A 24,095-nucleotide genomic window follows, 5' to 3' on the forward strand; every position below is an offset into this window, starting at 1 on the left:
CGCCGCCGCAGCCCGGCGCGGGACCACCATCCAGCTCAGCGCACGCGCGGCTTGGCGGGCTTGCCGTCGCCGGCGATCTGCGGGTGGTGCTTGGTGAGCTGGATGACGCCCCACGTGGCGATCGCGCCGGCGATGACGAAGCCGATCAACGCCCACGCGGGGGCGGTCGACGCCTCGCCCAGCACCAGCAGGCCGATCAGCACGGCCACGATCGGGTCGATCACGGTGAGTCCGGCGATGACCAGGTCGGGCGGGCCGACCGAGTAGGCGGTCTGCACGAAGTAGGCGCCGACGGCGACGGCGGCGACCAGGGCGACGACGCAGAGAAGGGTGAGCCACTCGAAGTTGCCGGCCTGGATGCGGCTGATGATGACTTTGGCGAGGGTGGCCACGAAGCCGTAGATGACGCCGGCGGCCATGATGTAGAACAGGGCCTGCGCGCGGCGGCGCACCAGCATCCAGAAGGCACCGAAGACCACGACGACCACGGCCAGGATGCCGAGGATGATCAGCAGCTCGCGCTCGGTGACCACGTGCTCGGTGGCGAAGAACGCGGCGATGGTCACGAAGATGAAGATGCCGCCGACGCACAGGGCGATCGCGATGAGCGACTGCCGGGTGGGCTTGTGGTGAGAGACCCGGGCGTTCAGCACCGTCGTGATGACGAGCGCGATCGCGCCGAGCGGCTGCACCAGGATGAGCGGTGCGACCGAGAGCGCCCCGAGCTGGCAGACGATGGCGAGCGCGAGCATCACGGTGCCCGCGACCCACGACGGACGCGTCAGCAGCGAGGTGAGCTGCTTGCGCGAGAGGCCGCCGGTGGTCTTGCCCGAAAGGCGCTCCACCTTCTGCACGCCCCGGTGCTGGTACTGCGCTCCGAACGACATGAACACCGCGCCGAGAAGGGCGAGCGGGATGCCGAGAAGGATGCGCGGATCGCGGAAGATGCCGACGAGATCGTCGATACCGTCGGTCAGGGAGACGTCGAGCGGGATCACCCCTCGACGATAACGGTCCGCCCGCTGGTTAGGCTGGAGACGTGGCCGTACTCCCGATTCGCATCATGGGCGATCCCGTGCTGCACGCCCCCGCTGCCCTCGTCGACGAGATCACCGACGAGGTGCGCACCCTCGTGGCCGACATGTTCGAGACCATGGACGCCGCCCCCGGTGTCGGGCTCGCGGCTCCGCAGGTGGGTGTGGGCCTGCGCATCTTCACCTACACGTACGAGGACGACGAGGGACTCCCCTGGCGCGGCGTGGTCATCAACCCCGAGCTCTGGATCCGCCCGACTGAGCCGGGGTACCCCGATCCCGACGACGAGTCGGAGGGGTGCTTGTCGTTCCCCGGTGAGCGCTTCCCGCTGCGACGGTCCGAGGCCGCGCTGATGACGGGGACCGATCTCGACGGGCACTCGGTGCGCGTCGAGGTCACCGGGTGGCGCGCGCGCATCCTGCAGCACGAGTTCGATCACCTCGACGGCATCCTGTACGTCGACCGCCTCGACGACGAAGACAGCAGGGTCGTCGCGAAGATCGCGAAGAAGCGCAAGTGGGGCAAGCCCGGCGTCTCGTGGATGCCGGGCGTCGACGATATCGACGCCTGAGCGGTCCGCCCGGTCTCAGCCCTCGAGGATGTTCGGGGCGAAGCGGCAGTAGTAGTCGGTGATGGGTCCGTCGGATTCGCGGATGCCGACCCCGTACGCCTCGTCGTCGACCACCCACGACCCGAGCACGGGGTGGTTGCTGCCCCGCGACCCGCGGAAGTCGGGCAGCTCGTGGTACTGCTGCCACACGCGCTCGCGCCGGGTGCCTTCGCGCCGGTACTCCTGACCGTTCGAGGCGACGCTGCCGTCGGCGCGGTGCACCCGGATCCCGTCGCCCTCGCGGCCGAAGACGGGTTTGACCACGAAGTCGGTCATGCCGTTCGGGCCGTCGGCGTAGGCGGGCAGCAGGTTCGGGTGCCCGGGGTACATCCGCCACAGCGCGACCAGCAGCAGCTTGTTCGAGAGGAACATCTTCCACGCCGGTTCGTACCAGCGGCCGAAGAGTCCGCGTCCGGCGATGAGCAGGGCGCCGAACTCCTGGTCGCCGATGACCCGGTCCTCACCCGAGACCAGGTCTTCCCACGGGTACAGCTTGAAGAGGTTGCGGATGACGGGGTACTGGGTGCCCGGGGTGTCGCCGGGCAGCGCGGCGATGCTGCGCGACGAGCCCCACGCCTCGGGAACGCCGACGAACTGGCGCGCGCCGTGGTGCCAGCCGATGTCCTTCATCTCGATGCCGGTGTGCTCCCACCCCGCCTCGGCGGCGAGGTCGCGCATGTAGGCGACGGTGTCCCAGTCCTCGCCGTAGATGTCGGCATCCGAGTGCGCGACGAACAGGCGACCGCCCTCGCCCTCGTTCAGCGAGCGGTGCAGAAGGGTGCGCCACCGCGCGACGAGCGCTTCATGCAGGCCGTTCCACTGGTCGGTGTCGGCGGGGAGCGCACCGGTCTTGATGCGGTCCTGCAGCCAGAACCACTGCGTGAGCGAGGCCTCGATGAGTCCGGTGGGGGTGTCGGCGTTGTACTCGAGCATCTTGGCCGGGGTGCCGTCGCCGGCGTACGCCAGATCGAAGCGGGCGTACACGTCGGGTTCGTCCTGCTCGAGCGACCACTGCGCGAGCTCGAACGCTTTCGGGGTGAGCCCGAGCGAGCCGAGTTCTCCGGATGCCAGGTACCGGGCCGCCTCACGGCACATGCGGTGCAGCTCCTCGGTCTGCCGCTCCAGTTCCTCGACCTCGGCAAGGGTGAAGACGTACGCCGCGCCGTCGTTCCAGTACTCGACCGCCGTGCCGTCGTCGCGCAGGGAGCGGGAGTAGATGAGGCCGGACTGCTTGATCGTGCGTTCCCAGCCGGGGCGCGGCTCGAGCTCGATGCGGCGCATCAGCCGCCGTGGCTTCCGTCGGATCCCGAGCCGCCGAACCCACCGCGCGAGACGCTCGCGCCGTCGCCCGAGATGCCCTTGGCCGCGGTCTTTCCGCCCGGCAGGGTGTCGACGCCGCCCGAGACGGGTTGGCCGACGGCCGGGACCGCGCGACTCCCCGACCCGAGGGGCAGGAAGTACCAGTGCGCCCCGCCGCCGTGGTTGTTGCAGTCGTCGTCGGGCAGGCGCTTCTCGGTCGCGTTGTCCTGACAGATCTGGGCGTAGTCCTCCGAGACGTTCGTCCCCTGCCCGCAGCCCGTGAGGGTGGCGGCCAGGGCGGCGACGACGCCGACGGACACGCTGCGTGAGGCGCGGCGGCGCGCGACGGGGGGCATCGGTTCTCCTGCGAGATCAGGCGGGGATCGGGGGGTCACGCCGATGCTCTCACACGCACGGCCGGTGCGGGGCGAGATGCACGGGGCGCGCCCTCCGGCGTCGGTGGAGAAGCGCGTTCAGACCGCGAAGCTGTGCAGCTGCAGGTCGTCGCTGAGCATCTCGCTCGCCCGACGGCCGCGCACGCTCGTGCCCTGATCGTCGAGGGGCGGACTGACGACGGCCGCCCCCAGACGCCCCGGCGCCGACAGCACGATCGCCCCCGACACGCTCGACTTCGCGGGCACGCCGACCGCGCGCATCCACCGCCCCGACCCGTCGTACACCCCGCAGGTCGCCATGACCGAGACGACGTCGCGGGCCACGCGCGCGGAGACGACGCGTTCGCCGGTGCAGGGGTTCACGCCGCCGAGCGCGAGGGTCGCGCCCATGACCGCGAGGGTCTCGGCATCGACGAGGGTTGCGCACGCGCGGGCGTATACGGCCACCGCGTCGTCGGCCGAGGGCTGCAGCGCGCCTTCGGCCCGCATGAGGTGGGCGAGGGCGTGGTTGCGGTCGCCGAGCAGATGCTCGTTGTGTGCGACCTGCTCGTCGACGAGCAGGTCGCGGCCGGCGAAGGCCGAGAGGCCCCGGGCGATCCGCGCGCTGCGCTCTTCGGGGCCGTCTCCCTCGACGAGTGAGGCCGTCAGCAGCGCCCCCGCGTTGACCATGGGGTTCGGCGGCCGACCGGTGCCGCTTTCGAGCTTGATCGCGTCGAAGGCCTCACCGGTGGGTTCGATGCCCACGAGATCGAGGGCTTCTCCGTCGGTGTCGACGAGGGCGAGCGCGAAGAGGAAGGGTTTGACCGCCGACTGCACGCTGAACGGCACATCGGCCTGGGCGCTGGTGCGCACGGTGCCGTCGGGCAGCGCCAGGGCGAGAGCGCACAGGTCGGGATCGGCGTCGGCCAGCTGCGGGATGCTGTCGTCGACCGTGCCACCGCGCTCCGAGAGCAGGCGCGATCGGAGCGCGTCGAGGTCGAGGGAGCGGGGATCGGGGGGCGAGGTCACTCCCCCAGCCTGTCAGCCGAGCGAGCGCGCGGGGCCGTCAGTACAGTCCGCGGGCCGAGAGCTCGTCGCGCAGGATCGGCGCGAGGCGCTCGGCGAACGCCGGTGTCAGGTGCATGTCGTCGTACCGCACGGGTGTGTCGCCGGCGAACGCGGGGCAGACTCCCTGCCAGCACGAGAACGGCAACGCGTCGATCGCCGCCTCGCCGGTGGCGGCCGCCTGCGCCTCGGTGGCGGCCTGCATCTGCGTCCACACGTCGTCGACGGCGGCGAGGCACGCCGCCGGGCCCGTGAGCGGGGAGTAGCAGCGTCCCAGGTCGGCGCCGTGCGGCGGAGGCGCGAGGAACACTGTGTGCCCGGCCGGCGCCCACCCCGAGACCTCGTTCGCGACCCCGGATGCCAGCTCCGCGGCGTTGAGGTCTCGCCCGTCGACCGTGCGGGCGAGCGTGTAGGCGTTCGACACGACGAGCAGGTCGGCGGGGTCGGCCGCGACCATCGCGGCGATGTCGGACTTGCGCCCGGCGCACCCGGCCGTCACCGCGGGGTCGCGGCTCTCGATGAGGGCGTCGGTGAAACGGCATCCGTACATTCCGACGGTCGTGACGCGCCACGCTCCGCCGCTCGCGTCGGCGAGGGCTCGGAAGGCGGGCGCGTAGGCCATCGCGCTGGAATCGCCGACGAGGTACAGGTGCCGCGGAGCGTCGGCGTTCCCCCACGTGCAACGGCCGGCATCGGGAGCGATGTCGGGGGTGAAGCAGTCGTGCGCGGGATCGTCGGCCGAGGTGGCGCGCATCACCTCGTCGAGCGAGGGATGCAGATCGGGCCAGCTCGACGCCGTCGTCGCCGCGGCGAGCTCGCCCTGCAAAGCGGCGAGGGCGGCGCCGGCGTCGGCCACCGGAGCGGCGGCGGCGGGTGCGGCGGGCGCCACGATGACCGGCGCCCCGTACGCGACGAACACCGCGAGCACGGTCGCTCCGGCCCCGATCGCCAAGGTGGCGCCGGCCAGGGCGATGCGCGGGGCGAAGCGCGTTCTCCACTCGGCCCAGGAGTCACCGGAGCCTCGGGCCGGCGCCGGGGTGGGCACCGGCGCGGGCTGCGGCGGGGTGATTTCTGCAGCGGGGGCCGGTTCCGGAGCGACCGCCTCGGTGGTCGCGCTCTCGGTCGCTCGCCGTCCCGGGTAGTACCGCTGCCCGGGCACCCATCCGGCGGGGCGAGACGCGAGCGCGGCGGCCCGTGGCGTCGGCACCGCGACATCGGCGAGGGCAGGGGGCGAGGCGGCCGTGACTTCGTCGGCGGTCGGAGCGCCCCCGTTCGGGCGGACCAGCCACGGCGAGCGGTGCAGCGGCTGCTCGACGCCGAGGTAGGTCGCGACGGTGAGCACGACCATCACCAGTACGGTGATGCCGGTGGCCGCGGGCCCGGGCGCCAGCAGCGCCCCGGCGAAGATGATGACGGGGAGGTGCCAGAGGTACAGCGAGTACGACGCGTTGCCGATCGCGACCGCCAGCGGATTCGAGACGACGAAGAGGGAGCGGTGACGCGGGTCTCCCCCGGTGCCGCCCGCGATCACCAGCACCGCGCCCGCGACGGGCATCACGGCCCAGGGGGCAGGGAACGGCGCCGTCGGATCGACGACGAAGAACGACGCGACGACGAGCGCCACCCCGGCCCACGAGAGCAGGGCGCGCAGGGGGCTCGGCATCCGGAGCAGGAGCGGCACGAGGGTCGCGACGACGGCGCCGGTCGCGAGTTCGCCTGCGCGGGTTCCGGTCGAGAAGTACGCCACGCTCGGGTCGAGCGGGGTCTGCACCCAGGCGAGAGCAGCGGATGCAAGAACCACGGCGCTCGACAGCAGGCCCACCGCGACGCGCGCCCCCGTGCCCCGCCGACGCGCGACGGGGAGCACCAGCACGAGCAGCATGACGAGGAGGGGCCAGAGCAGCGAGAACTGCTCCTCGATCGACAGCGACCAGAAGTGCTGCAGCGGTGAGACGGCGATGGTGGAGAAGTAGTCGCGTCCCTCGAGGGCGAAGCGCCAGTTCGAGACGAGGCCGACCGCGGCGAGAGCGTCGCCCACGATGCTCTCGGCGCGGGTTCCGGGGAACACCACGAAGGCGGCGCCCACGGTGGCGGCCAGCACGACGAGGGCCGCGGGCAGGAGGCGTCGGAGGCGTCGGGCGAAGAACGCCGACAGGCGCACGGTGCCGGAGGCGTCCAGATCCCGCAGCACGATGCCGGTGAGCAGGAACCCCGAGAGCACGAAGAACACGTCGACGCCGACGAAGCCTCCGCGCGGCCATCCCGTCAGGTGCGTGGCGACCACGGCCACGACGGCGAACGCCCGGAGCCCCTGGAGATCGCGGCGCGCGGGGGCTGCGGGTGCGGTCACGGCGGCGTCCTCTCCGGCCGCCGAGCGACGGCCGGAGCGAGTCTAATGGAACCGCTCCCATACGCCGCGCACAGGTGGCCGCTGTTCAGAGCGCGAGACGTGCGACTCGCCCGTCGCGGGCCCAACGAGGGTCGCCCGGAAAAGAGGAAAGGCCCGGGGTGGAAGCCCGGGCCTAAGGTGAGAGCCACGTTAGATGACGCGGTACTCTCGCTCCCCGGCTTGGACTCGAACCAAGAACCTGTCGGTTAACAGCCGACTGCTCTGCCAATTGAGCTACCGAGGATCATGCGCACCTTGCGGTGGGCAACCCCACGATACTAACAGCACGCGGGGGCGTGCGAAAAATCAGCCCGCCGAAAGACGTCGCTCGGGCGTGCCGTCGGGTGTCCACTGCAGAGCCTCGACACTGTGGCCGAACGCGACGGCGTGCCCGGCGTGCAGAACCAGCACGTCGGCGTCGAGGTCACGGGGGGCATCGGCGTCGTTCGTGACGACCAGTGTCGCCATGCCGCGCTCGTCACGACGGCGCAGGATCGAGGCACGGGCGGCGGCGCGCACCTCGACATCGAGGTTGGCGTACAGGTCGTCGGCGACGAACAGCCGCGGTTCGAGCACGAGGGCGCGGGCGAGCGCCACGCGCTGCCGCATCCCCGCGCTCAGCTCGTACGGATACTTCGGAGCCGTGCCGAGCGGGAGCTCCATCTCGTCGAGCAGAGTCGCGACGCGCACCGCCAGCGCCCGGGTGTTGACCTTGCGATCGCGGCTCGTGATCGGCTCGGCGATGACGTCCTGCACGGTCAGGCGCGACGGGAGCCCCGCGCCGGCGCCCTGAGGCAGGTAGCCGGTGTGGAACGTCCACTCCCGGCGGGCGCGCCCGGGCCGGCGCGCCGAGATCCCGTGCACGCGGGCGTCGCCCCCGACCACGGTGAGCCCGTCGTCGGGGTGGCCGGCGAGCAACGACACCAGCGAGGTCTTGCCCGACCCCGTGGCGCCGCGCACGACGAGGGTCTGGCCCGCGCCCAACGAGAACGTGATCCCGTCGATGACGCGGACGCCGCTGCGAGCGAGCGAGAGGTCGTCGGCACGGAGGGCGACGTCGGTGTCGTGGGACCGGGGCATTCCTTCATCCTCGCCCACCACGGGGGCCGATGCCAGCAGCGCGTCCCTACTGCGCGACGAGTCGTTGGCGGTCGCCGTCCAGTTCGCGCAGTCGGATGCGCAGGCGGCGGCCCTCTTCGGAGTCCGCGGGAACCCGCTGGATGCCGCGCAGCAGCTCGTTCTTCTCCCGCTCCAGTTCGCGCACGAGGAGTCCTCGCGCCAGGTCGTTGGCCGAGGCGACCGCGCCGTCTTCGGTGCGGGCCGGGAACTCGGCCGTCAACAGCTCGGCGGCCAGGGTGCGGAAAGGCTCGCGCACCGCCTCGACGGCGGCCACGGCCCACCCGGGCTGCGACAGATCGGTGGCGGCCAGCGAGCTGCGCACGGCCTCGAGGGCGGGGTGTCCGAACGGCGACTGCAGGGCGCGCAGGAACAGGTCGGGCTCGATGCGATGCCCGTACTGCAGGAAGGCCATCATCGCGCCGCGTTCGAGGGCGACGTCGCGCGTGTTGGGCAGCGAAGCCAGGCTCACCGACTGCGCGATCACGGGGCGCTCCGTCTCGCCCGCTCCCCCGCGCTGCGTATCACGCTTCTCGGCACGGTCCGCGCCGCGCGCGGCACGCTCGACGGCGCTGCCGACCTCGGGCAGGTCGAGGCCGAGGCGTCGGGCGAGCACGCGGACGTAACCGGGGCGCAGCGCCGGGTCGCGGATGTCGGCCACGATCGGGGCCGCGGCGCGCAGGGCACCGGCGCGCCCCTCGACGCTCGACAGGTCGAAGTCCTTGAGCCGCTGATCGATGACGAACTCGAACATCGGCGCCTTGTTCTCCATGAGCGCGCGCACGGCACCGTCGCCGCGCTGCAGTCGCAGGTCGCACGGATCGAGGCCCTCGGGGGCCACGGCCACGTACGTCTGGGCGGCGAAACGCTTCTCGTCGGCGAAGGCGCGCAGCGCCGCCTTCTGCCCCGCGGCATCCGGGTCGAAGGTGAACACCACCTCGCCCGAGGCGCTGTCGTCTCCCATGACGCGGCGGAGCACCGTGATGTGGTCGCTGCCGAAGGCCGTGCCGCACGAGGCGATCGCGGTGGTGATGCCCGCCAGATGGCAGGCCATCACGTCGGTGTAGCCCTCGACGACGACCACGCGGTGCGAGCGCGAGATGTCGCGCTTGGCCAGGTCGAGGCCGTACAGCACCTGGGCCTTCTTGTAGACCGGCGTCTCGGGGGTGTTGAGGTACTTCGGGCCCTGGTCGTCGTCGTAGAGCTTGCGCGCCCCGAACCCGATGACCTGACCGGTGATGTCGCGGATCGGCCACACCAGCCGGCCGCGGAAACGGTCGTACACGCCACGCTGCCCCTGCGACACGAGTCCGGATTGCAACAGTTCATCGCGCGTGAACTTCTGGGCGAGCAGGTGGTCCATGAGGTGCGACCAGCCCTTCGGCGCGTACCCCACGCCGAAGTGCGCGGCGGCCCCCGCGTCGAATCCGCGGTCGCCGAGGAAGCGGCGCCCGGTCTCGGCCTCGGGCGTCATGAGCTGGGCGCGGAAGTACTCGGCGGCGGCGGCATTGGCCGCGTACAGGCGCGACCGCCCGGTCGTCTCGGGAGCCGGCCCGCCGCCGTCTTCGTAGTGCAGCGTGTAGCCGACGCGCGCCGCCATGCGCTCGACGGCCTCGGTGAACGAGACGTGGTCCATCGCGCGCAGGAACGAGTAGACGTCGCCCGATTCCCCGCATCCGAAGCAGTGGTAGTAGCCCACCTGCGGCCGCACGTGGAAGCTGGGGCTACGCTCGTCGTGGAACGGGCACAGGCCCTTCATCGACCCGACGCCCGCGGACTTCAGGGCGACGCGTTCACCGACGACGTCGGCGATGTTGACCCGCCCCTTGACCTCGTCGATGTCGGACTGGCGGATGCGCGCCATCAGGCATCCGCTCCGCGGGGTGCGCGGGTGCCCGGCGCCCAGACGCCCAGCTCGGCGGCGTCGACGTCGCCCACCAGGCGGTTGTGCCAGGCGATCGCGAGCTGGTCGGTGAGGCTCGCGACCTGGTCGACGACCACCCGGCGACGTGCAGTGTCGTCGGCGGCCGCCTCGAAGTCGGGGGCGTGCAGGGCGTCGAGCGCGCCGGGGTTCTCCCAGAGGGCGGATGCCAGGCGCTTCAGCACGTGGCGCTGCTCGCGGTAGAGCACCTTTCGGCCGTCGATCGACACGACGGTGGCCCCGATGATGCCCTTCAGCACGGCCATCTCGGTCTCGACCTCGGCCGGGACGATCACGTGGGCGCGGTAGCGGGTGAGCTCGTCGGCCGGGTAGGCCTCGCGCGTCGCCGCGGTCGCCGCGCGCGCGAAGCGGCCGATGAGGTCGGAGGTGAGGTTCTTCAGGCGAGCGAGGGCGGGGCGTGTGCCGTCGAACGAGGGGATCCACTCGGGCATCGACATGAGTCGCTCGAGCCCCTCGGCGAGGTCGTCGCGCACGAAGTCGTAGCCGACCCATCGCTGGATCGCGTCGAGCAGACCGTCACGGCCGACCCTGGATGCCAGGCGGGCGGGGTCGATGTAGCGGTTGACCATCGCGTCTTCGAAGTCGTGCACCGAGTACGCGATGTCGTCGGAGAGGTCCATGACCTCGGCCTCGATGCAGCGCTGGCGCGCGGGCGCTCCCCCGCGCATCCAGTGGAAGACGGGCTCGTCGTCGGGGTAGACGCCGAACTTGAGCCGCCCGCCCGGATCGGGGACGGGTTCGTCGACCGTCCAGGGGTACTTGCAGGTCGCGTCGAGACTCGCGCGCGTCAGGTTGAGCCCGAACGGCTCGCCGTCGGCGCCGAAGGTCTTGGGCTCCAGGCGCGTGAGGATTCGCAGCGTCTGCGCGTTGCCCTCGAAGCCGCCGATGTCGGCCGCCCAGTCGTTGAGGGCGCGTTCGCCGTTGTGGCCGAAGGGCGGGTGACCGAGGTCGTGGCTGAGGCACGCCGTGTCGACGACGTCGGGCGACAGCTGCAGGGCCGTCGCCAGCTCGCGGCCCACCTGCGCGACCTCGAGCGAGTGCGTGAGCCGGTTGCGGGCGAAGTCGGCGGGGCTGGCGGGGCTCAGCACCTGCGTCTTCGCCGCGAGGCGCCGCAGGGCGGCGGAGTGCAGCACGCGCGCGCGATCTCGGGCGAAGTCGTCGCGCTGCGAACGGTGCTTCTCGACGTGGAACCGGGCGGCGTCGGCATCGGCATAGCCGAGGGGACGAGCGGTCGCCGTGCTCAGCTCAGCCACCGCTGTGGTCCAGTTCGGCGTCGGCGAGGGCGCGGCCGGCGGCGTCGCCGATCTCGCGGGAGTCGAGCCATCCGTCGGGCAGGGCCGGGCGCTTGGGCGTGCCCGCCCGCCCGCGCTGCCCCTCGGCCGGGGCACCGGGGTACGGCGCGTCGAGCTCCATCGTGGCCAGCAGCTCGTCGATCTCGTCGAGGGTCGAGGCCGTCGCGAGGCTGGCTCGCAGCTCGCCGCCGACGGGGTAGCCCTTGAAGTACCAGGCGACGTGCTTGCGGATGTCACGGCATCCGCGCCCCTCGTCGTCGAAGAACTCCACGAGCAGCTCGGCGTGACGGCGGAAGGCGCGCGCGACGAACCCGAGGGTGGCGTCGACGGGGGCTCCGTGGGCGGCGTCGGGGCCGCCGAGGGCCCGCGCGAGATCGCCGAACAACCAGGGACGCCCGAGGCAGCCGCGGCCGACGACGACGCCGTCGCACCCGGTCTCGGCCATCATGCGCACGGCGTCCTCGGCCGACCAGATATCGCCGTTGCCCAGCACGGGCACGCCGGTCACGGTCTCTTTGAGCTTCGTGATCGCGCTCCAGTCGGCGTGACCCGAGTAGAACTCCGATGCCGTGCGGGCGTGCAGGGCGATGGATGCCACTCCCGCGCCCTCGGCGATGCGTCCGGCCTCGAGGTAGGTGAGGTGGTCGGGGTCGATGCCCTTGCGCATCTTGATCGTGAGCGGCTTGTCACCGGCGGCGCGCACGGCGCGCTCGACGATCTCACGGAACAGCGAGAGCTTCCACGGCAGGGCCGCTCCTCCGCCGCGCCGGGTGACCTTGGGGACCGGGCAGCCGAAGTTGAGGTCGATGTGGTCGGCGTGGTCCTCGTCGACGATCATCTGCACCGCCGCTTCGACCGTCGCGGGATCCACGCCGTAGAGCTGGATCGAGCGGGGGGTCTCGGACTCGTGGTGGCGGATGAGGCGCAGGGTGGTCTCGTTGCGCTCCACCAGGGCGCGCGTCGTGATCATCTCGCTGACGTACAGCCCTGCTCCGTACTCGCGGCACAGTCGACGGAACGCGGTGTTCGTGATGCCGGCCATGGGGGCGAGCACGACGGGGGCGTCGAGTTCGATGTTGCCGATGCGGAGCGTCCGCGCCGGAGCCAATGCCGTGTTCACTCGTTCATTCTCCCAGACCTCACGAGACAGCGGTGCCCGGTCCGGTCAGACGCCGGGGCGGGCACCGCTGTGAAGGAACCTCACGCGTCGGCGGTCTCCGACGCCTCGCGACGCTCGCCCCAGACCTGGCGGGCGATCTGCGTGAACGCCTCGACCGGCTGCGCACCGCTCACGCCGTACTTGCCGTCGATGACGAAGAACGGCACGCCGGTGATCCCGAACTGCTGCGCCTGCTCCTGGTCGGCGCGCACGGCCGCGCGGTAGCGCTGCGAGGCCAGGGCCTCGCGTGCCGCGTCGGCGTCGAGGCCCGCCTCGACCGCGAGGTCGACGAGGTCGTCGTCGCGGCCGACGTGGCGACCCTCGAGGAAGTACGCCGACATGAGCAGCTCGGCGAGCTCGAGCTGACGCCCGTTCTCTTTCGCGAAGTGCAGGAGCTCGTGCGCCTTCACCGTGTTGGTGTGCTTGAGGATGTCGAAGCGGTAGGTCAGCCCCGCGTCGGCGGCGACGCCGGTGACGCGGTCGAGCATCTCGCGCGCGGACTCGGGCGAGATTCCCTTGTGCTGCGAGAGGTAGTCGACCTCGCCGCCGTCGAAGTCCTCGGGGGTGTCGGGCGAGAGCTCGAACGAGTGGTACTCGATCTCGACGACGGGGGCGTCGTCATCGGCGGCGGTCGCGGCCAACCCGTTCTCGAGGTTGCGCTTGCCGATGTAGCACCAGGGGCAGGCGATGTCGCTCCACACGTCGATCTTGATGGCATCCGTCATATCGCGTGCAACCTCTCGAGCTTGTGATCTATTCCGTTGGCGGCATCTTCGCCGGAATCAGGCGGTGGGGGTGTCGATCGCGCCACCGAAGCGACGGTCGCGCGACAGGTAGAGCCCGATCGCGTCCCACAGGTGCGTGCGTCGGAAGTCGGGCCACAACGTGTCGAGGAAGACCATCTCGGCGTACGCCGACTCCCACAGCAAGAAGTTCGACGTACGCTGCTCGCCGCTCGATCGCACGAACAGATCCACGTCGGGCATGTCGGGCTGGTAGAGGTTCCTGCGGATCAGCTTCTCGGTCACCGCCGAGGGCTTGAGCCGGCCTGCGGCGATGTCGTCGCCGATGCGCCGCATGGCATCCACGATCTCGACGCGCCCGCCGTAGTTCACGCACATGGTGAGCGTCAGCGTGGAGTTGCCCTCGGTGAGGCGTTCGGCGTGCTGCAGCTCCTTGATGACCGAGCCCCACAAGCGCGGCTTGCGGCCCGACCAGCGGATGCGCACCCCCCACTCGTTGAGCTGATCGCGACGGCGGTGCAGCACCTCGCGGTTGAAGCCCATGAGAAAACGCACCTCGTCCGGAGAGCGCGACCAGTTCTCGGTCGAGAAGGCGTACACCGACAGGTGCTTCACCCCGGCCTGGATCGCGCCGGCGACGACGTCGAGCAGCGCCGCTTCGCCCGCCCGGTGGCCCTCGACGCGGGTGAGACCCTGCCGGTTCGCCCAGCGTCCGTTGCCGTCCATGACGATGGCGACGTGCTCCGGCACCGCGCCCTTCGGGTAGGCCGGTGGGTACTGCTCCGTCCAGTCGAGGGGACGGTAGGGCACGGCGTCGCGGTGGGTGAAGGGCTTCGGGGTCACGGACGCGCCTCCAGGTGCGAGAGGGAACGGATGCCCCGTTCGAGGTGGAACTGGGCGTAGGCGGCGACGAGCCCCGACGCGGCGGCGGTGGTGCGCCCGGCGGCGGCGTCGACGGCATCCCACTCCCCCGCCATGAGGGAGCGCAGCAGATCGACCGTGTCGCGGGCGACCCGGGGAGAGCCGGCCGGCGCGCACGTCGAGCAGATGACGCCGCCGAGCTGGGGAAGGAAGTAGTCGTGATCGCCGACGGTGCCGCAGCGCGCGCACTCGCCGAGTCCGGGCGCCCAGCCCGACAGCGCCATGGCGCGCAGCAGGTACGAATCCAGCACGCTCCGTGCCGCGTGGTCGCTGCGGGCGAGCGAGCGCAGCCCACCCACGAGCAGCAGATACTGCTGCGGGGTCGCCTCGGCCTCGTTCAACCGATCGGCGGTCTCGACCATCGCACTGGCGGTGGTGTAGCTGTCGTAGTCGGCGACGATGTCGGCACCGTACGAGCCGAGCGACTCGGCCTGCTGCACGATGTCGAGATTGCGGCCGGTCGCCAACTGCACGTCGGCCACCATGAAGGGCTCGAGGCGCGAGCCGAACCGCGACGAGGTGCGCCGCACGCCCTTCGCCACCGCGCGGATCTTGCCGTTGCGGCGGCTGAGCAGGGTGAGGATGCGATCCGCCTCCCCCAACTTCTGGGTACGCAGGACCACGACTTCATCGCGGTAGGTGGGCACAGTCCATTATCGTTCGGCGATCCCGTGAGAGGCCTGCGCGGCGCGCGCGCGGCCGGGTCTGCGGCGTGGAATGGTCCATCTGTCGGACCGCCCCACGCTGCGGTGGCGCACACGCCCCGATAGGCGCCACCAGCCCCACCGGTCAGACAGATGGACCGCGTCCCCGGCGGCGAGACCGGCCGAACGGGAGAGCCCATCCGCAGCGCGGAGTGGCCCGTCTGTCGGACCGCCACGCCTTGCGGTGGCGCACACGCCCCCGTAGGCGTCACCAGCCCCACCGATCCGACAGATGAACCACCCCCGCGGGCGGCGAGACCGGCCCGCCCCGCGTTGCGGTGGCGCACACGCCCCCGTAGGCGTCACCAGCCCCACCGGTCCGATAGATGAACCACCCCCGCGGGCGGCAAGACCGAAGGGGGGAGAATGGATGCCGTGAACTCGGTCTTCGTCATCCCCCTGTGGGCGGATCTCACCGCCGTCGCCCTGGGCGGCGTGCAGGGTGCGCTGTTCGCGTCGGGCTTCCAGGGGCAGCGGCGCCTCGATCTGCTCGGCGTCGCGATCATCGGCATCCTGCTGGGGATGGGCGGCGGTCTGATCCGCGACCTGCTGCTGGGGCTGACGCCCGCGACCCTGCAGAGCAATTGGTATCTCATCACCGCGACGTTGGCGTCGATCGTCGGCATGCTGCTGTCGGGGATCTTCCAACGTCTCAATCGCGCGATCGTCATGCTCGACGCGGTCGTGATCGGTCTGTTCGGTGCCTTCGGCACGTCGAAGGCGCTCGCCCTGGGCATGCCCGCCGTGCCCGCGATCTTCGTCGGCGTGGTCGCCGCCGCGGGCGGCAGCGTGCTGCGCGACGTGCTGATGGGCCTGCCGGTGGCGATCATGCACGTGGGCTCGCTCTACGCCGTCGCCGCGGGTGGCGGATGCGCGGTGCTCGCCATTACGGCCGCCTTCGGCGTGCCCCTGCCCCTCGCCGCGGTGATCGGCGTCGTCGTGACGACCGTGATCCGCGTGCTTGCGGTGCTGTTCGACCTCTCGCTCCCGGAGCAGCGCAAGCTCTACCGCCGCAAGGTCGCGGTCGAGACCACCGGCATCCCGATCATCCGCACCGACGACCCCGCCTGAACCGCGCGCAAGCCCATCCAGGTTTGTCGCTTGGCGCCGCCCCGAAGCAACGAATCCTGGCGACTCACGCGGCGACGACGACCTCGTCGCCCTCGCGGATCGTTCCGCCGCCGGCCACGGGGAGGAGCAAAATGCCGAGGGTCGGCTCGTCCTGAGTGAACTCGGTCGTGAGCACGCGCAGCAGTCGCGCGTCGCGCACTCCGGTGTCGGGGTTGGCGGTGATCGCGGCGCAGCGCTCGATCGGCTTCTGCACCTCGAACTCCACCTCGCCGATGCGTACGCGACCACGCCACTCGAGTTCGGTCCACGCGGCGGTGCCCCCGACCACGATGTTCGAACGGAATCGCCGATCGTCGACGGGCGCCGGCACCGTGGCATCCAGGGCCTCGACGGACGCGGCGCCGTGCAGCGACACGAAGCCGCGCGGGCGATCCTGGAACCGCGCGGTGCGGCCGTCGCCCAGCAGTCCGAGGGGAAGGATGCCGTCGGGGGCGAGCAGCTTCGCGTCGCTCGTCGTACGCAGATACGCCGTCACGGCGTCGGCGAGACGCGCGCGACCCGCGGGGCTGAGGTCGGCCTCGACGTCGATGTCGTCGACCCGGAGCCGCAATGTCTGCCTCTCGTCGTCGTACGCGAGGTCGATGCGCGCGAGCGTCGGAAACGTCATGAGGGCGAGTCCCCGGCTCTTCGGGAACGTCGCGTCTTCGGGCTCGATCGCGTCGGCGAAGCGGAAAACCAGCGCGCGATCCCCCTGCACGCGGCCGTCGTCCTGGATGACGAGGTGGTCGCGCCGTTCGGGGGTGAAGCCCTTCACGGGATAGCGGTACAGGGCGGAGACGGTGGGCACGGATTCATCCTCGCACCCATCGCTCCGCTCCCCCGCGCGGGTCAGGCCCGGGCGAGCACCTCGCCGTGCGGCAGCAGGATCCACCCGTCGGGGTGCGCGGCCCATTCGCGCCAGCCGTCGGAGATGCGCTGCAGCGCGGCGTCGTCGGCGAGTCCGAGTCTCTTCGCGTGCCCCGCGAACGCCGACGCGACGACGCGGTCAGCCCACATACCGCCCCACCAGGCCCGCTTCTCGGGCGTGTCGAAGACCCACACGCTCGCACTCGCCTCGATGCGGGCGAACCCCGCCTCGCGCGCCCACGCCTTGAGCCGCCGGCCCGCGTCGGGCTCGCCCGACACCCCGCGGTGCACCCCGTGGTAGATCTCGAGCCACTCGTCGAGGGCGGGGATCCGTGGATGCCAGATCACCCCGCCGTAGTCGACGTCACGCACCGCGACCAGGCCCTCGGGCCCCGCCACGCGGCGGAACTCGCGCAGGGCGTCGACGGGCCGGGCCAGGTGCTGAAGGACCTGATGCGCATGCACGATGTCGAATGACCCATCGGGGGCATCGAGGTCGTACGCGTCATCGGTGCGGAACTTGACGTTCGTGCGCTCCCCCGCGGTGGCGCGGGCGACCTCGACGACGTCGGGTGCGGCATCCCCCCCCACGACCCGCCCCGGGAAGACCCGGTCGGCGAGGTCGACGGTGATGGTGCCGGGGCCGGCGCCCACATCGAGGATGCGGGCGCCGGCGAACAGCGAAGACACCAGGTACGCCGCCGAGTCGGCGACGGTGCGTGCGGCGTGGGAACGCAGCACGCTCTCGTGGTGTCCGTGGGCGTAGGCCACGGCCGTGGTCTTCGGCGTCGAGGTCAGACGCCGGCGAGGGCGTCGGCCGACTGACGGGTGCGGATCGCGCGGTTCACGCCCGAGACGATCGCCTTCAGCGACGCCGTCGAGATGTCACCGTCGATGCCGACGCCCCACAGGCGCTGGTCATCGACCTGCAGTTCGACGTACGCCGCGGCCTGGGCGTCGCCGCCCGAGCTCAGGGCGTGCTCGACGTAGTCGTAGAGCGTGACGTCGAAGCCCTGCGCGCGCACGATCTCGAGGAACGCGGCCACGGGGCCGTTTCCGACGGCCGAGGCGGGGTGGGTCTCGTCGCCGTCGCGCAGGGCGACATCGAGGTGCACGTCGCCCGACATGTCACTCGACGAGCGCGTCGACAGCAGCTCGAAACGACCCCAGCGCTGGTCCTGGTCTTCGGCGGGCAGGTACTCGTCGGTGAAGATGTCCCAGATCTGGGCACTCGACACCTCGCCGCCCTCGGCATCGGTGCGGGTCTGCACGACGCCCGAGAATTCGATCTGCAGCTTGCGGGGCAGGTCGATCGCGTGGTCGGCCTTCAGCAGGTAGGCGACGCCGCCCTTGCCCGACTGGGAGTTGACGCGGATGACCGCCTCGTACGAGCGGCCCAGGTCTTTCGGGTCGATCGGCAGGTACGGAACCGCCCACTCGATGTCGTCGATGCTCTTGCCCTCGGATGCCGCACGGGCCTCCATCGCCTCGAAGCCCTTCTTGATGGCATCCTGATGCGAACCGCTGAAGGCGGTGAAGACCAGGTCGCCGGCCCAGGGGCTGCGCTCGGGCACCGGCAGCTGGTTGCAGTACTCGACCGTGCGCTTGACCTGGTCGATGTCGCTGAAGTCGATCTGCGGGTCGATGCCCTGTGTCAGCAGGTTGACGCCCAGGGCGACGAGGTCGACGTTTCCGGTGCGCTCCCCGTTGCCGAACAGGCAGCCCTCGATGCGGTCGGCGCCGGCCATGTACCCGAGCTCCGCCGCCGCGACGGCCGTGCCGCGGTCGTTGTGCGGGTGCAGCGACAGGATGACGTTCTCGCGGTGGTTCAGGTGACGCGACATCCACTCGATCGAGTCGGCGTAGACGTTCGGGGTGGCCATCTCGACCGTGGCGGGCAGGTTCAGGATGACCTTGCGCTCGGGCGTCGGCTGGAAGACCTCCAGCACCTCATTGCAGATGCGCAGGGCGAACTCGAGCTCGGTACCGGTGTAGCTCTCGGGCGAGTACTCGTAGTAGACCTCGGTCTGGGGAATGGTCGCCTCGTACTGCTTGCACAGACGGGCGCCCTCGAGCGCGATGTCGACGATCCCCTGCTGGTCGGTGCGGAACACGACCTCGCGCTGCAGCACGCTCGTGGAGTTGTACAGGTGCACGATGGCCTGCTTCGCACCGGCGATCGACTCGTACGTGCGGGCGATCAGGTGTTCACGCGCCTGGGTCAGCACCTGGATGGTGACGTCGTCGGGGATCAGGTTCTCTTCGATCAGCTGGCGCACGAAGTCGAAATCGGTCTGGCTGGCGCTGGGGAAGCCGACCTCGATCTCCTTGTAGCCCATCTTCACGAGCAGGTCGAACATCACGCGCTTGCGCTCGGGGCTCATCGGATCGATGAGGGCCTGGTTTCCGTCGCGCAGATCGACGGCGCACCAGCGGGGGGCGACTTCGATGCGCTTCGACGGCCACGTGCGATCGGGCATGTCGACCCGGATCTGCTCGTGGAACGGACGGTACTTGTGCACCGGAGCGGACGTGGGCTTCTGGGTGTTCTTCATGATGTGTCGCTTCTTTAGATTCGTTCGGTGGGGCCGACGACGATCTCCGCGACGAGGAAGGCCCTTAGAACGAGGACTCGTCGCGGCAGCTAAGAAGAAGAAGGCCACCGAAGCGCATGAAGCGATCGTAGCAGTCCCACGCGAAGGCCCCGCGTCGCTGGCGTCTGTACCCCAGCCGCGCCGCCGCTACGCCAGCAACGCCACCTTGCCGCCCGGGTGGCCGGTCATGACGAAGCCCACGGCGTCGATCGCATCGGCGAGCGGGTAGGTGCGCGCGACCGGCACCTCGAGAGCCCCGGATGCCGCCAGCTCCAGAACGCGGGCACGGGCGATGTCGCGGAACCGGGCGCTCTCCGGCCGCGAACCTGCGATCCACAGGAACCCGTCGGCCTCGGCGCGGTCGGGACGCACGATCGTGACGATGTGGTCGCGTTCCGACACCAGCGCGAGCGAGACGTCGATCGCCTCGTCGGTGCCCGCGGCATCCCACGCGGCGACGACGGGAGCACCCTCGGCTGCGGTCTCGACACGTTCGGCGAGGCCCTCGCCGTAGGCCACCGGAATGCCGCCGTAGTGGCGGACGCGCGCCGCCGAGTCGTCGGCATCCGGTCCCACCGTGCCGATGACGCGCACACCGAGCTCGCGCGCCTGCTGCAGCGGGCTCACGCCGACCGCGCCCGAGGCGGCGTGGAGCAGCACCGTGTCACCCGCGGTCACCCGCGTGACCTGGATCATCTCGGCCGCCGTCGTTCCCGCCAGAAGCAGGTTGGCCGCCTCGGCGTGCGAGAGCCGTGCGGGCTTGGCGAAGACGTCGCGAGCGGGCACCGTGATCTCGGTCGCGTACGCGCCCTGCACGCGGAACGCCACGACCTCGTCGCCGACGTGCAGCGCGCCGGATCCACCGACGGCATCGGGGCCGACGGCCGTCACCTCGCCGGAGAGCTCGTAGCCGATCGCGACGGGGAACTCAGCGCCCGGGCGCGCCTGGGCGACGTGCTTGGCATCGGCGGGGTTGATGCCCGCGGCGTGCACGCGGACGATGACCTCACCGGCGCCGGGCGGAGCCACCTCGACCTCGTCGAGAACCCACGTCTCGATCGGTCCTGCGGCCGGAGCCGTCCACCTCATCGCCATGGCTGCACCTTTCGTCGTGTCGTTCGTCTCATGTGCGCCCGCACACGCGGCACGGGTGCGGCGCGGCCGGGTGTCAGAAGCCCAAGCGCCCGAGCTGCTTCGGGTCGCGCTGCCATTCCTTGGCCACGCGGACGTGCAGCGAGAGATACACCCTGCTGCCCACGAGGGGCTCGATGCCCGCGCGCGCACGCGCACCGACGTCGGCCAGGCGAGAGCCCTTGTGGCCGATGATGATGGCCTTCTGACTGTCGCGCTCGACGACGATGTTGGCCCACACGTCGGTGAGGTCGCTGTTCTCGCGCGCGGCGACGTCATCGACCGTGACCGCGATGGAGTGCGGGAGTTCGTCGCGCACGCCGTGCAGCGCCGCTTCGCGGATGATCTCGGCGATGCGATCTTCGAGCGTCTCGTCGGTGACGATGTCGGCGTCGTACAGCGCGGGCCCCTGGGGCATGAGCGCGAGGAGCTCGTCGCTGAGCACGTCGAGCTGGTCGTGGGTGATGGCCGAGAGCGGGATGACCGCGGCCCAGTCCTCGCGCAGCGCGTCGACCTCGACGAGGCGCTGCGTGATCTGATCGCGCGAGGCGGCGTCGGTCTTGGTGACCAGAGCAACCTTCTTGGCGCGGGGGTACCCCGACAGCGACTCGGCGATACGACGGTCGCCCGGGCCGACCTTCTCGGTCGCCGGAACGCAGAAGGCGATGACGTCGACGTCGCCCAGCACCTGTTCGACCAGGTCGTTCAGACGTTGTCCGAGCAGGGTGCGCGGGCGGTGGATGCCGGGGGTGTCGACGAGCACGAGCTGACCGCCGGGGCGGTTGACGATGCCGCGGATGGCGCGGCGCGTGGTCTGCGGCTTCTCGCTCGTGATCGCGACCTTCTCGCCCACGAGGGCGTTGGTCAGGGTGGACTTGCCGACGTTCGGCCTGCCCACGAAGGTCACGAAACCGGATCGGGTGTCGGTCATCTGTCGTTCCTCTCACGCGCGGGGCCATCGGCCTCGGCGTTGTCGTCGTTCGGAGTCTCGGCGCGCTCCACGATCACCGTGGCGATGCCGCGATTGCGGCCGCGCGATGCCCCGCCGGTCATGACGAGACCGGAGTGTTCCGCCGTCGCCCCCGGTTGGGGAATGCGGCCGAGGGCCTTGCCCAGCAGTCCGCCGATCGAATCCACGTCTTCGTCGTCGAGCTCGAGACCGAAGAGGTCGCCGACCTCGTCGAGGCCAAGACGCGCGTTCACGCGGTACCGGTTGTCGTCGAGCTCGACGACCTCACTGGTGGGCGCGTCGTACTCGTCGGCGATCTCGCCCACGAGCTCCTCGATCAGGTCTTCGAGGGTCACCAGGCCGGCGACGCCGCCGTACTCGTCGACGACGAGGCACACGTGCACGGCGTCTTTCTTCATCTGCTGCAGCAGGGTCTCGGCCTTCATCGACTCGGGCACGAACACCGCCGGGCGGGCGATGCGGCGGATCGGTGCGTCGCGCCACCCCGCCTCGTCGCGGAAGCCGAACTGCACGAGGTCTTTGAGGTACAGCATCCCCACGACGTCGTCGGCCTCGTCGTCGGCGAGGGGAACGCGCGAGACGCCCTTCTCGAGGAAGAGAGCGAGGGCCTCACGCGAGGTGGCGCCGGCCCCGACGGTCACCATGTCGGTGCGCGGGACCATGACCTCGCGGACGTAGCGGTCGGTGAAGTCGAACACCGAGTGGATGAGCTCACGGTCGTCCTGCTCGATGAGCTCGTTCTCGGCCGCCTCGTCGATGATGCTGAGCAGCTGTTCCTCTGACGCGAACGACGTCGAGTGCGGCACTCCGGGGGTGACGCGGTTGCCGACGGCGACGAGGCCGTGCGCGAGGGGCCCGAGCAGAATGCGCATGCCCCGGATGACGGGTGCCCCGCCGCGCAGCAGACCACGGGCGTGCTGGCGGCCAACCGAGCGGGGACTCGCACCGACGGCGACGAACGAGATGCCCGTCATGAGCACGGCGGCGGCCGCGACGGCCAGCCAGATGTCGTCGAAGAGCAGCATGAACGCCGCGGTCACGAGCACCGCGGCGGTGGTCTCGGCGAGCACGCGGATGAACACGACCGCCGTCACGTGCGCACTGGTGTCGTCGGCGATGCGACGCAGCGACGTGGCGTTGCGCCCCGAGGCGCCCAGCTCGAGCAGGTCGGTGCGCGAGGTGACCCCGAGCGCGGCCTCGGACGCCGCCATCAGCCCGCCGAAGGCGACGAGCAGCACGGCGGCGACGAGCAGGAGCGCTTCGGTCATGCGCGGCGCTGGCGCTCGACGGCCTGGAAGCCGGCGATGAGCTCGCGCTGAAGACCGAACATCTCGCGCTCCTCGTCGGGCTCGGCGTGATCGAAGCCGAGGAGGTGCAGCAGTCCGTGGGTGGTGAGCAGGATCAGTTCGTCTTGCGTGGAGTGCTTCGCCGCGACCGCCTGGGTCTCGGCGACGGCGGGGCACAGCACGATGTCGCCGAGCAGACCCGCCGGGGTGGGCGCATCTTCCGACCCGGGTCGCAGTTCGTCCATCGGGAAGCTGAGCACGTCGGTCGGGCCGGGTTCGTCCATCCACTGCACGTGCAGGGACTCCATGGCGCCCTCGTCGACGAGCACGATGGCCACGTCGGCGTCGCCGCTGACGTGCAGCTCGCCGAGGTTGTACTCCATCAGGCGCAGCAGCACCTGCTCGTCGATCTGGTGGTCGGATTCGTTGTTGATCTCGATCGTCATGAGCGGTTTCGTCTCGGGAGGTGATCGCGGGGACCGGCGGCACTCGAGCCGCGTCGCTCCGCACGGGTGGCGAACTCGGAGGCCTCGTCGCGCTCACGGCGGGCGACGAGACGCTTCTCGTCGTACTCGCTGTACGCGTCGACGATGCGACCGACGAGGTTGTGACGCACCACGTCTTCGCTGGTCAGTCGCGAGAAGTGGATGTCGTCGATGTCGTCGAGCACGCGGGTGACGAGACGCAGACCCGACGCGCCCTGGGGCAGGTCGACCTGGGTGATGTCGCCGGTGACGACCATGCGCGTGCCGAAGCCGAGGCGCGTGAGGAACATCTTCATCTGCTCGGGCGTGGTGTTCTGCGCCTCGTCGAGCACAACGAACGAGTCGTTCAGCGTGCGTCCGCGCATGTACGCGAGAGGTGCGACCTCGATCGTGCCCGTCGCCATGAGCTTCGGCACGATGTCGGGGTCCATCATCTCGTTGAGCGCGTCGTACAGCGGGCGCAGGTACGGATCGATCTTGTCGGTGAGCGTGCCGGGCAGGAAGCCCAGACGCTCGCCGGCTTCGACGGCGGGGCGGGTGAGGATGATGCGGGCGACCTCTTTGCGCTGCAGCGCCTGCACGGCCTTGGCCATGGCGAGGTAGGTCTTGCCGGTACCGGCGGGGCCGATGCCGAACACGATGGTGTTCTCGTCGATCGCGTCGACGTAGGCCTTCTGCCCGGCGGTCTTGGGGCGGATGACCTTGCCGCGCGACGACAGGATCGCTTCGCCCATGACCTCGGACGGACGGGGACCGCCGTCGGAGAGCATGCGGTTCGAGCTCTTCACGTCGGAGGGGTCGAGGCCATGACCCGAGCGGGTCATCGCGAGCAGCTCGTCGACGAGGCCCCGCGCCGCGGCGACGGCGGAAGCGGTGCCCGACAGCGTGATCTCGTTGCCGCGGACGTGCACGTCGACCTCGGGGTGCTCTTTCTCGACGACGCGCAGCAGGCGATCCTGCGGTCCGAGGAGCTGCACCATGGCCACGCCGTCGACCTCGATGC

The 24,095-nt window shown here is 70.8% G+C and carries 22 protein-coding genes and 1 tRNA gene; 2 read left to right on the forward strand and 21 right to left on the reverse strand.

Annotation, left to right across the window (positions count from 1 at the left end):
* Window positions 1-35: 35 nt before the first annotated feature.
* Entirely contained in the window at window positions 36-998 is a 963-nt protein-coding gene (locus tag IFU19_RS05410; protein ID WP_181015958.1) for a DMT family transporter, read from the reverse strand.
* Window positions 999-1,039: 41 nt separating this feature from the next.
* Between IFU19_RS05410 and def the strand changes: the two genes are divergently transcribed.
* The gene (gene def, locus IFU19_RS05415; protein WP_192013139.1) at window positions 1,040-1,606 is read left to right on the forward strand and encodes a peptide deformylase; all 567 of its coding nucleotides are present in this window, start codon (window positions 1,040-1,042) and stop codon (window positions 1,604-1,606) included.
* A 15-nt stretch (window positions 1,607-1,621) separates the two neighbouring features.
* Here def and IFU19_RS05420 read toward each other — a convergent pair whose 3' ends face one another.
* The 12 genes from IFU19_RS05420 to recO form a co-directional block, all read right to left on the reverse strand.
* A complete protein-coding gene (locus IFU19_RS05420; RefSeq protein WP_192013140.1) occupies window positions 1,622-2,926 on the reverse strand; it encodes a glutathionylspermidine synthase family protein in 1,305 nt (434 codons plus the stop codon).
* A complete protein-coding gene (locus tag IFU19_RS05425; RefSeq protein WP_055837084.1) occupies window positions 2,926-3,300 on the reverse strand; it encodes a hypothetical protein in 375 nt (124 codons plus the stop codon). The genes IFU19_RS05420 and IFU19_RS05425 overlap by 1 nt, the downstream gene beginning before the upstream one ends.
* A 117-nt stretch (window positions 3,301-3,417) precedes the next feature.
* A complete protein-coding gene (gene glsA, locus IFU19_RS05430; RefSeq protein WP_192013141.1) occupies window positions 3,418-4,347 on the reverse strand; it encodes a glutaminase A in 930 nt (309 codons plus the stop codon).
* Between the two features lie 37 nt (window positions 4,348-4,384).
* The gene (locus IFU19_RS16995; protein WP_192013142.1) at window positions 4,385-6,733 is read right to left on the reverse strand and encodes an acyltransferase family protein; all 2,349 of its coding nucleotides are present in this window, start codon (window positions 6,731-6,733) and stop codon (window positions 4,385-4,387) included.
* Between the two features lie 210 nt (window positions 6,734-6,943).
* A tRNA-Asn gene (locus tag IFU19_RS05440) sits at window positions 6,944-7,016 on the reverse strand.
* A gap of 62 nt (window positions 7,017-7,078) precedes the next feature.
* Window positions 7,079-7,852 (reverse strand): ATP-binding cassette domain-containing protein, encoded by a 774-nt coding sequence (locus IFU19_RS05445; RefSeq protein ID WP_055837073.1) that lies wholly within the window; start codon window positions 7,850-7,852, stop codon window positions 7,079-7,081.
* 46 nt (window positions 7,853-7,898) lie between these two features.
* Complete coding sequence (gene dnaG / locus IFU19_RS05450; RefSeq protein ID WP_055837070.1) at window positions 7,899-9,752, reverse strand: DNA primase; 1,854 nt, start codon at window positions 9,750-9,752, stop codon at window positions 7,899-7,901.
* Window positions 9,752-11,074, reverse strand: a complete 1,323-nt coding sequence (locus IFU19_RS05455; protein ID WP_156784929.1) for a deoxyguanosinetriphosphate triphosphohydrolase — start codon at window positions 11,072-11,074, stop codon at window positions 9,752-9,754. The genes dnaG and IFU19_RS05455 overlap by 1 nt, the downstream gene beginning before the upstream one ends.
* A 1-nt stretch (window position 11,075) precedes the next feature.
* The gene (gene dusB / locus IFU19_RS05460; RefSeq protein ID WP_070407940.1) at window positions 11,076-12,242 is read right to left on the reverse strand and encodes a tRNA dihydrouridine synthase DusB; all 1,167 of its coding nucleotides are present in this window, start codon (window positions 12,240-12,242) and stop codon (window positions 11,076-11,078) included.
* A gap of 80 nt (window positions 12,243-12,322) precedes the next feature.
* The gene (locus tag IFU19_RS05465; protein WP_055837060.1) at window positions 12,323-13,006 is read right to left on the reverse strand and encodes a DsbA family oxidoreductase; all 684 of its coding nucleotides are present in this window, start codon (window positions 13,004-13,006) and stop codon (window positions 12,323-12,325) included.
* Between the two features lie 57 nt (window positions 13,007-13,063).
* Window positions 13,064-13,867: an isoprenyl transferase gene (locus IFU19_RS05470; protein ID WP_192013143.1), complete on the reverse strand. Its 804-nt coding sequence runs from the start codon at window positions 13,865-13,867 to the stop codon at window positions 13,064-13,066.
* Window positions 13,864-14,592: a DNA repair protein RecO gene (recO, locus tag IFU19_RS05475; RefSeq protein WP_192013144.1), complete on the reverse strand. Its 729-nt coding sequence runs from the start codon at window positions 14,590-14,592 to the stop codon at window positions 13,864-13,866. Before recO ends, IFU19_RS05470 begins: the two co-directional genes overlap by 4 nt.
* Before the next feature lie 423 nt (window positions 14,593-15,015).
* Between recO and IFU19_RS05480 the strand changes: the two genes are divergently transcribed.
* Window positions 15,016-15,720: a trimeric intracellular cation channel family protein gene (locus tag IFU19_RS05480; protein ID WP_192013145.1), complete on the forward strand. Its 705-nt coding sequence runs from the start codon at window positions 15,016-15,018 to the stop codon at window positions 15,718-15,720.
* Window positions 15,721-15,784: 64 nt separating this feature from the next.
* On the opposite strand, the gene IFU19_RS05485 is transcribed toward IFU19_RS05480, so the two are convergent.
* The 8 genes from IFU19_RS05485 to IFU19_RS05520 all read right to left on the reverse strand — a co-directional run bounded on the left by IFU19_RS05485 (window position 15,785) and on the right by IFU19_RS05520 (window position 24,072).
* Window positions 15,785-16,567 carry an MOSC domain-containing protein gene (locus IFU19_RS05485; RefSeq protein WP_192013146.1) on the reverse strand — a complete coding sequence of 261 codons (783 nt, stop codon included), beginning with the start codon at window positions 16,565-16,567 and terminating at the stop codon, window positions 15,785-15,787.
* Window positions 16,568-16,608: 41 nt separating this feature from the next.
* Window positions 16,609-17,397 (reverse strand): methyltransferase domain-containing protein, encoded by a 789-nt coding sequence (locus IFU19_RS05490; protein WP_192013147.1) that lies wholly within the window; start codon window positions 17,395-17,397, stop codon window positions 16,609-16,611.
* A 23-nt stretch (window positions 17,398-17,420) separates the two neighbouring features.
* Entirely contained in the window at window positions 17,421-19,181 is a 1,761-nt protein-coding gene (gene leuA, locus IFU19_RS05495; RefSeq protein WP_055837043.1) for a 2-isopropylmalate synthase, read from the reverse strand.
* Between the two features lie 186 nt (window positions 19,182-19,367).
* Entirely contained in the window at window positions 19,368-20,315 is a 948-nt protein-coding gene (locus IFU19_RS05500) for a quinone oxidoreductase family protein (protein WP_192013148.1), read from the reverse strand.
* A gap of 73 nt (window positions 20,316-20,388) precedes the next feature.
* Window positions 20,389-21,282: a GTPase Era gene (era, locus tag IFU19_RS05505; RefSeq protein WP_055837036.1), complete on the reverse strand. Its 894-nt coding sequence runs from the start codon at window positions 21,280-21,282 to the stop codon at window positions 20,389-20,391.
* Window positions 21,279-22,589: a hemolysin family protein gene (locus IFU19_RS05510; RefSeq protein ID WP_191915032.1), complete on the reverse strand. Its 1,311-nt coding sequence runs from the start codon at window positions 22,587-22,589 to the stop codon at window positions 21,279-21,281. Before IFU19_RS05510 ends, era begins: the two co-directional genes overlap by 4 nt.
* The gene (gene ybeY / locus IFU19_RS05515) at window positions 22,586-23,053 is read right to left on the reverse strand and encodes an rRNA maturation RNase YbeY (protein ID WP_055837030.1); all 468 of its coding nucleotides are present in this window, start codon (window positions 23,051-23,053) and stop codon (window positions 22,586-22,588) included. The genes IFU19_RS05510 and ybeY overlap by 4 nt, the downstream gene beginning before the upstream one ends.
* On the reverse strand, window positions 23,050-24,072 hold the full coding sequence (locus tag IFU19_RS05520) for a PhoH family protein (RefSeq protein WP_199858648.1): 1,023 nt from the start codon (window positions 24,070-24,072) through the stop codon (window positions 23,050-23,052). Before IFU19_RS05520 ends, ybeY begins: the two co-directional genes overlap by 4 nt.
* Window positions 24,073-24,095: the final 23 nt, after the last annotated feature.

Source organism: Microbacterium sp. CFBP 8794, assembly GCF_014841235.1.
Classification (GTDB): Bacteria; Actinomycetota; Actinomycetes; order Actinomycetales; family Microbacteriaceae; genus Microbacterium.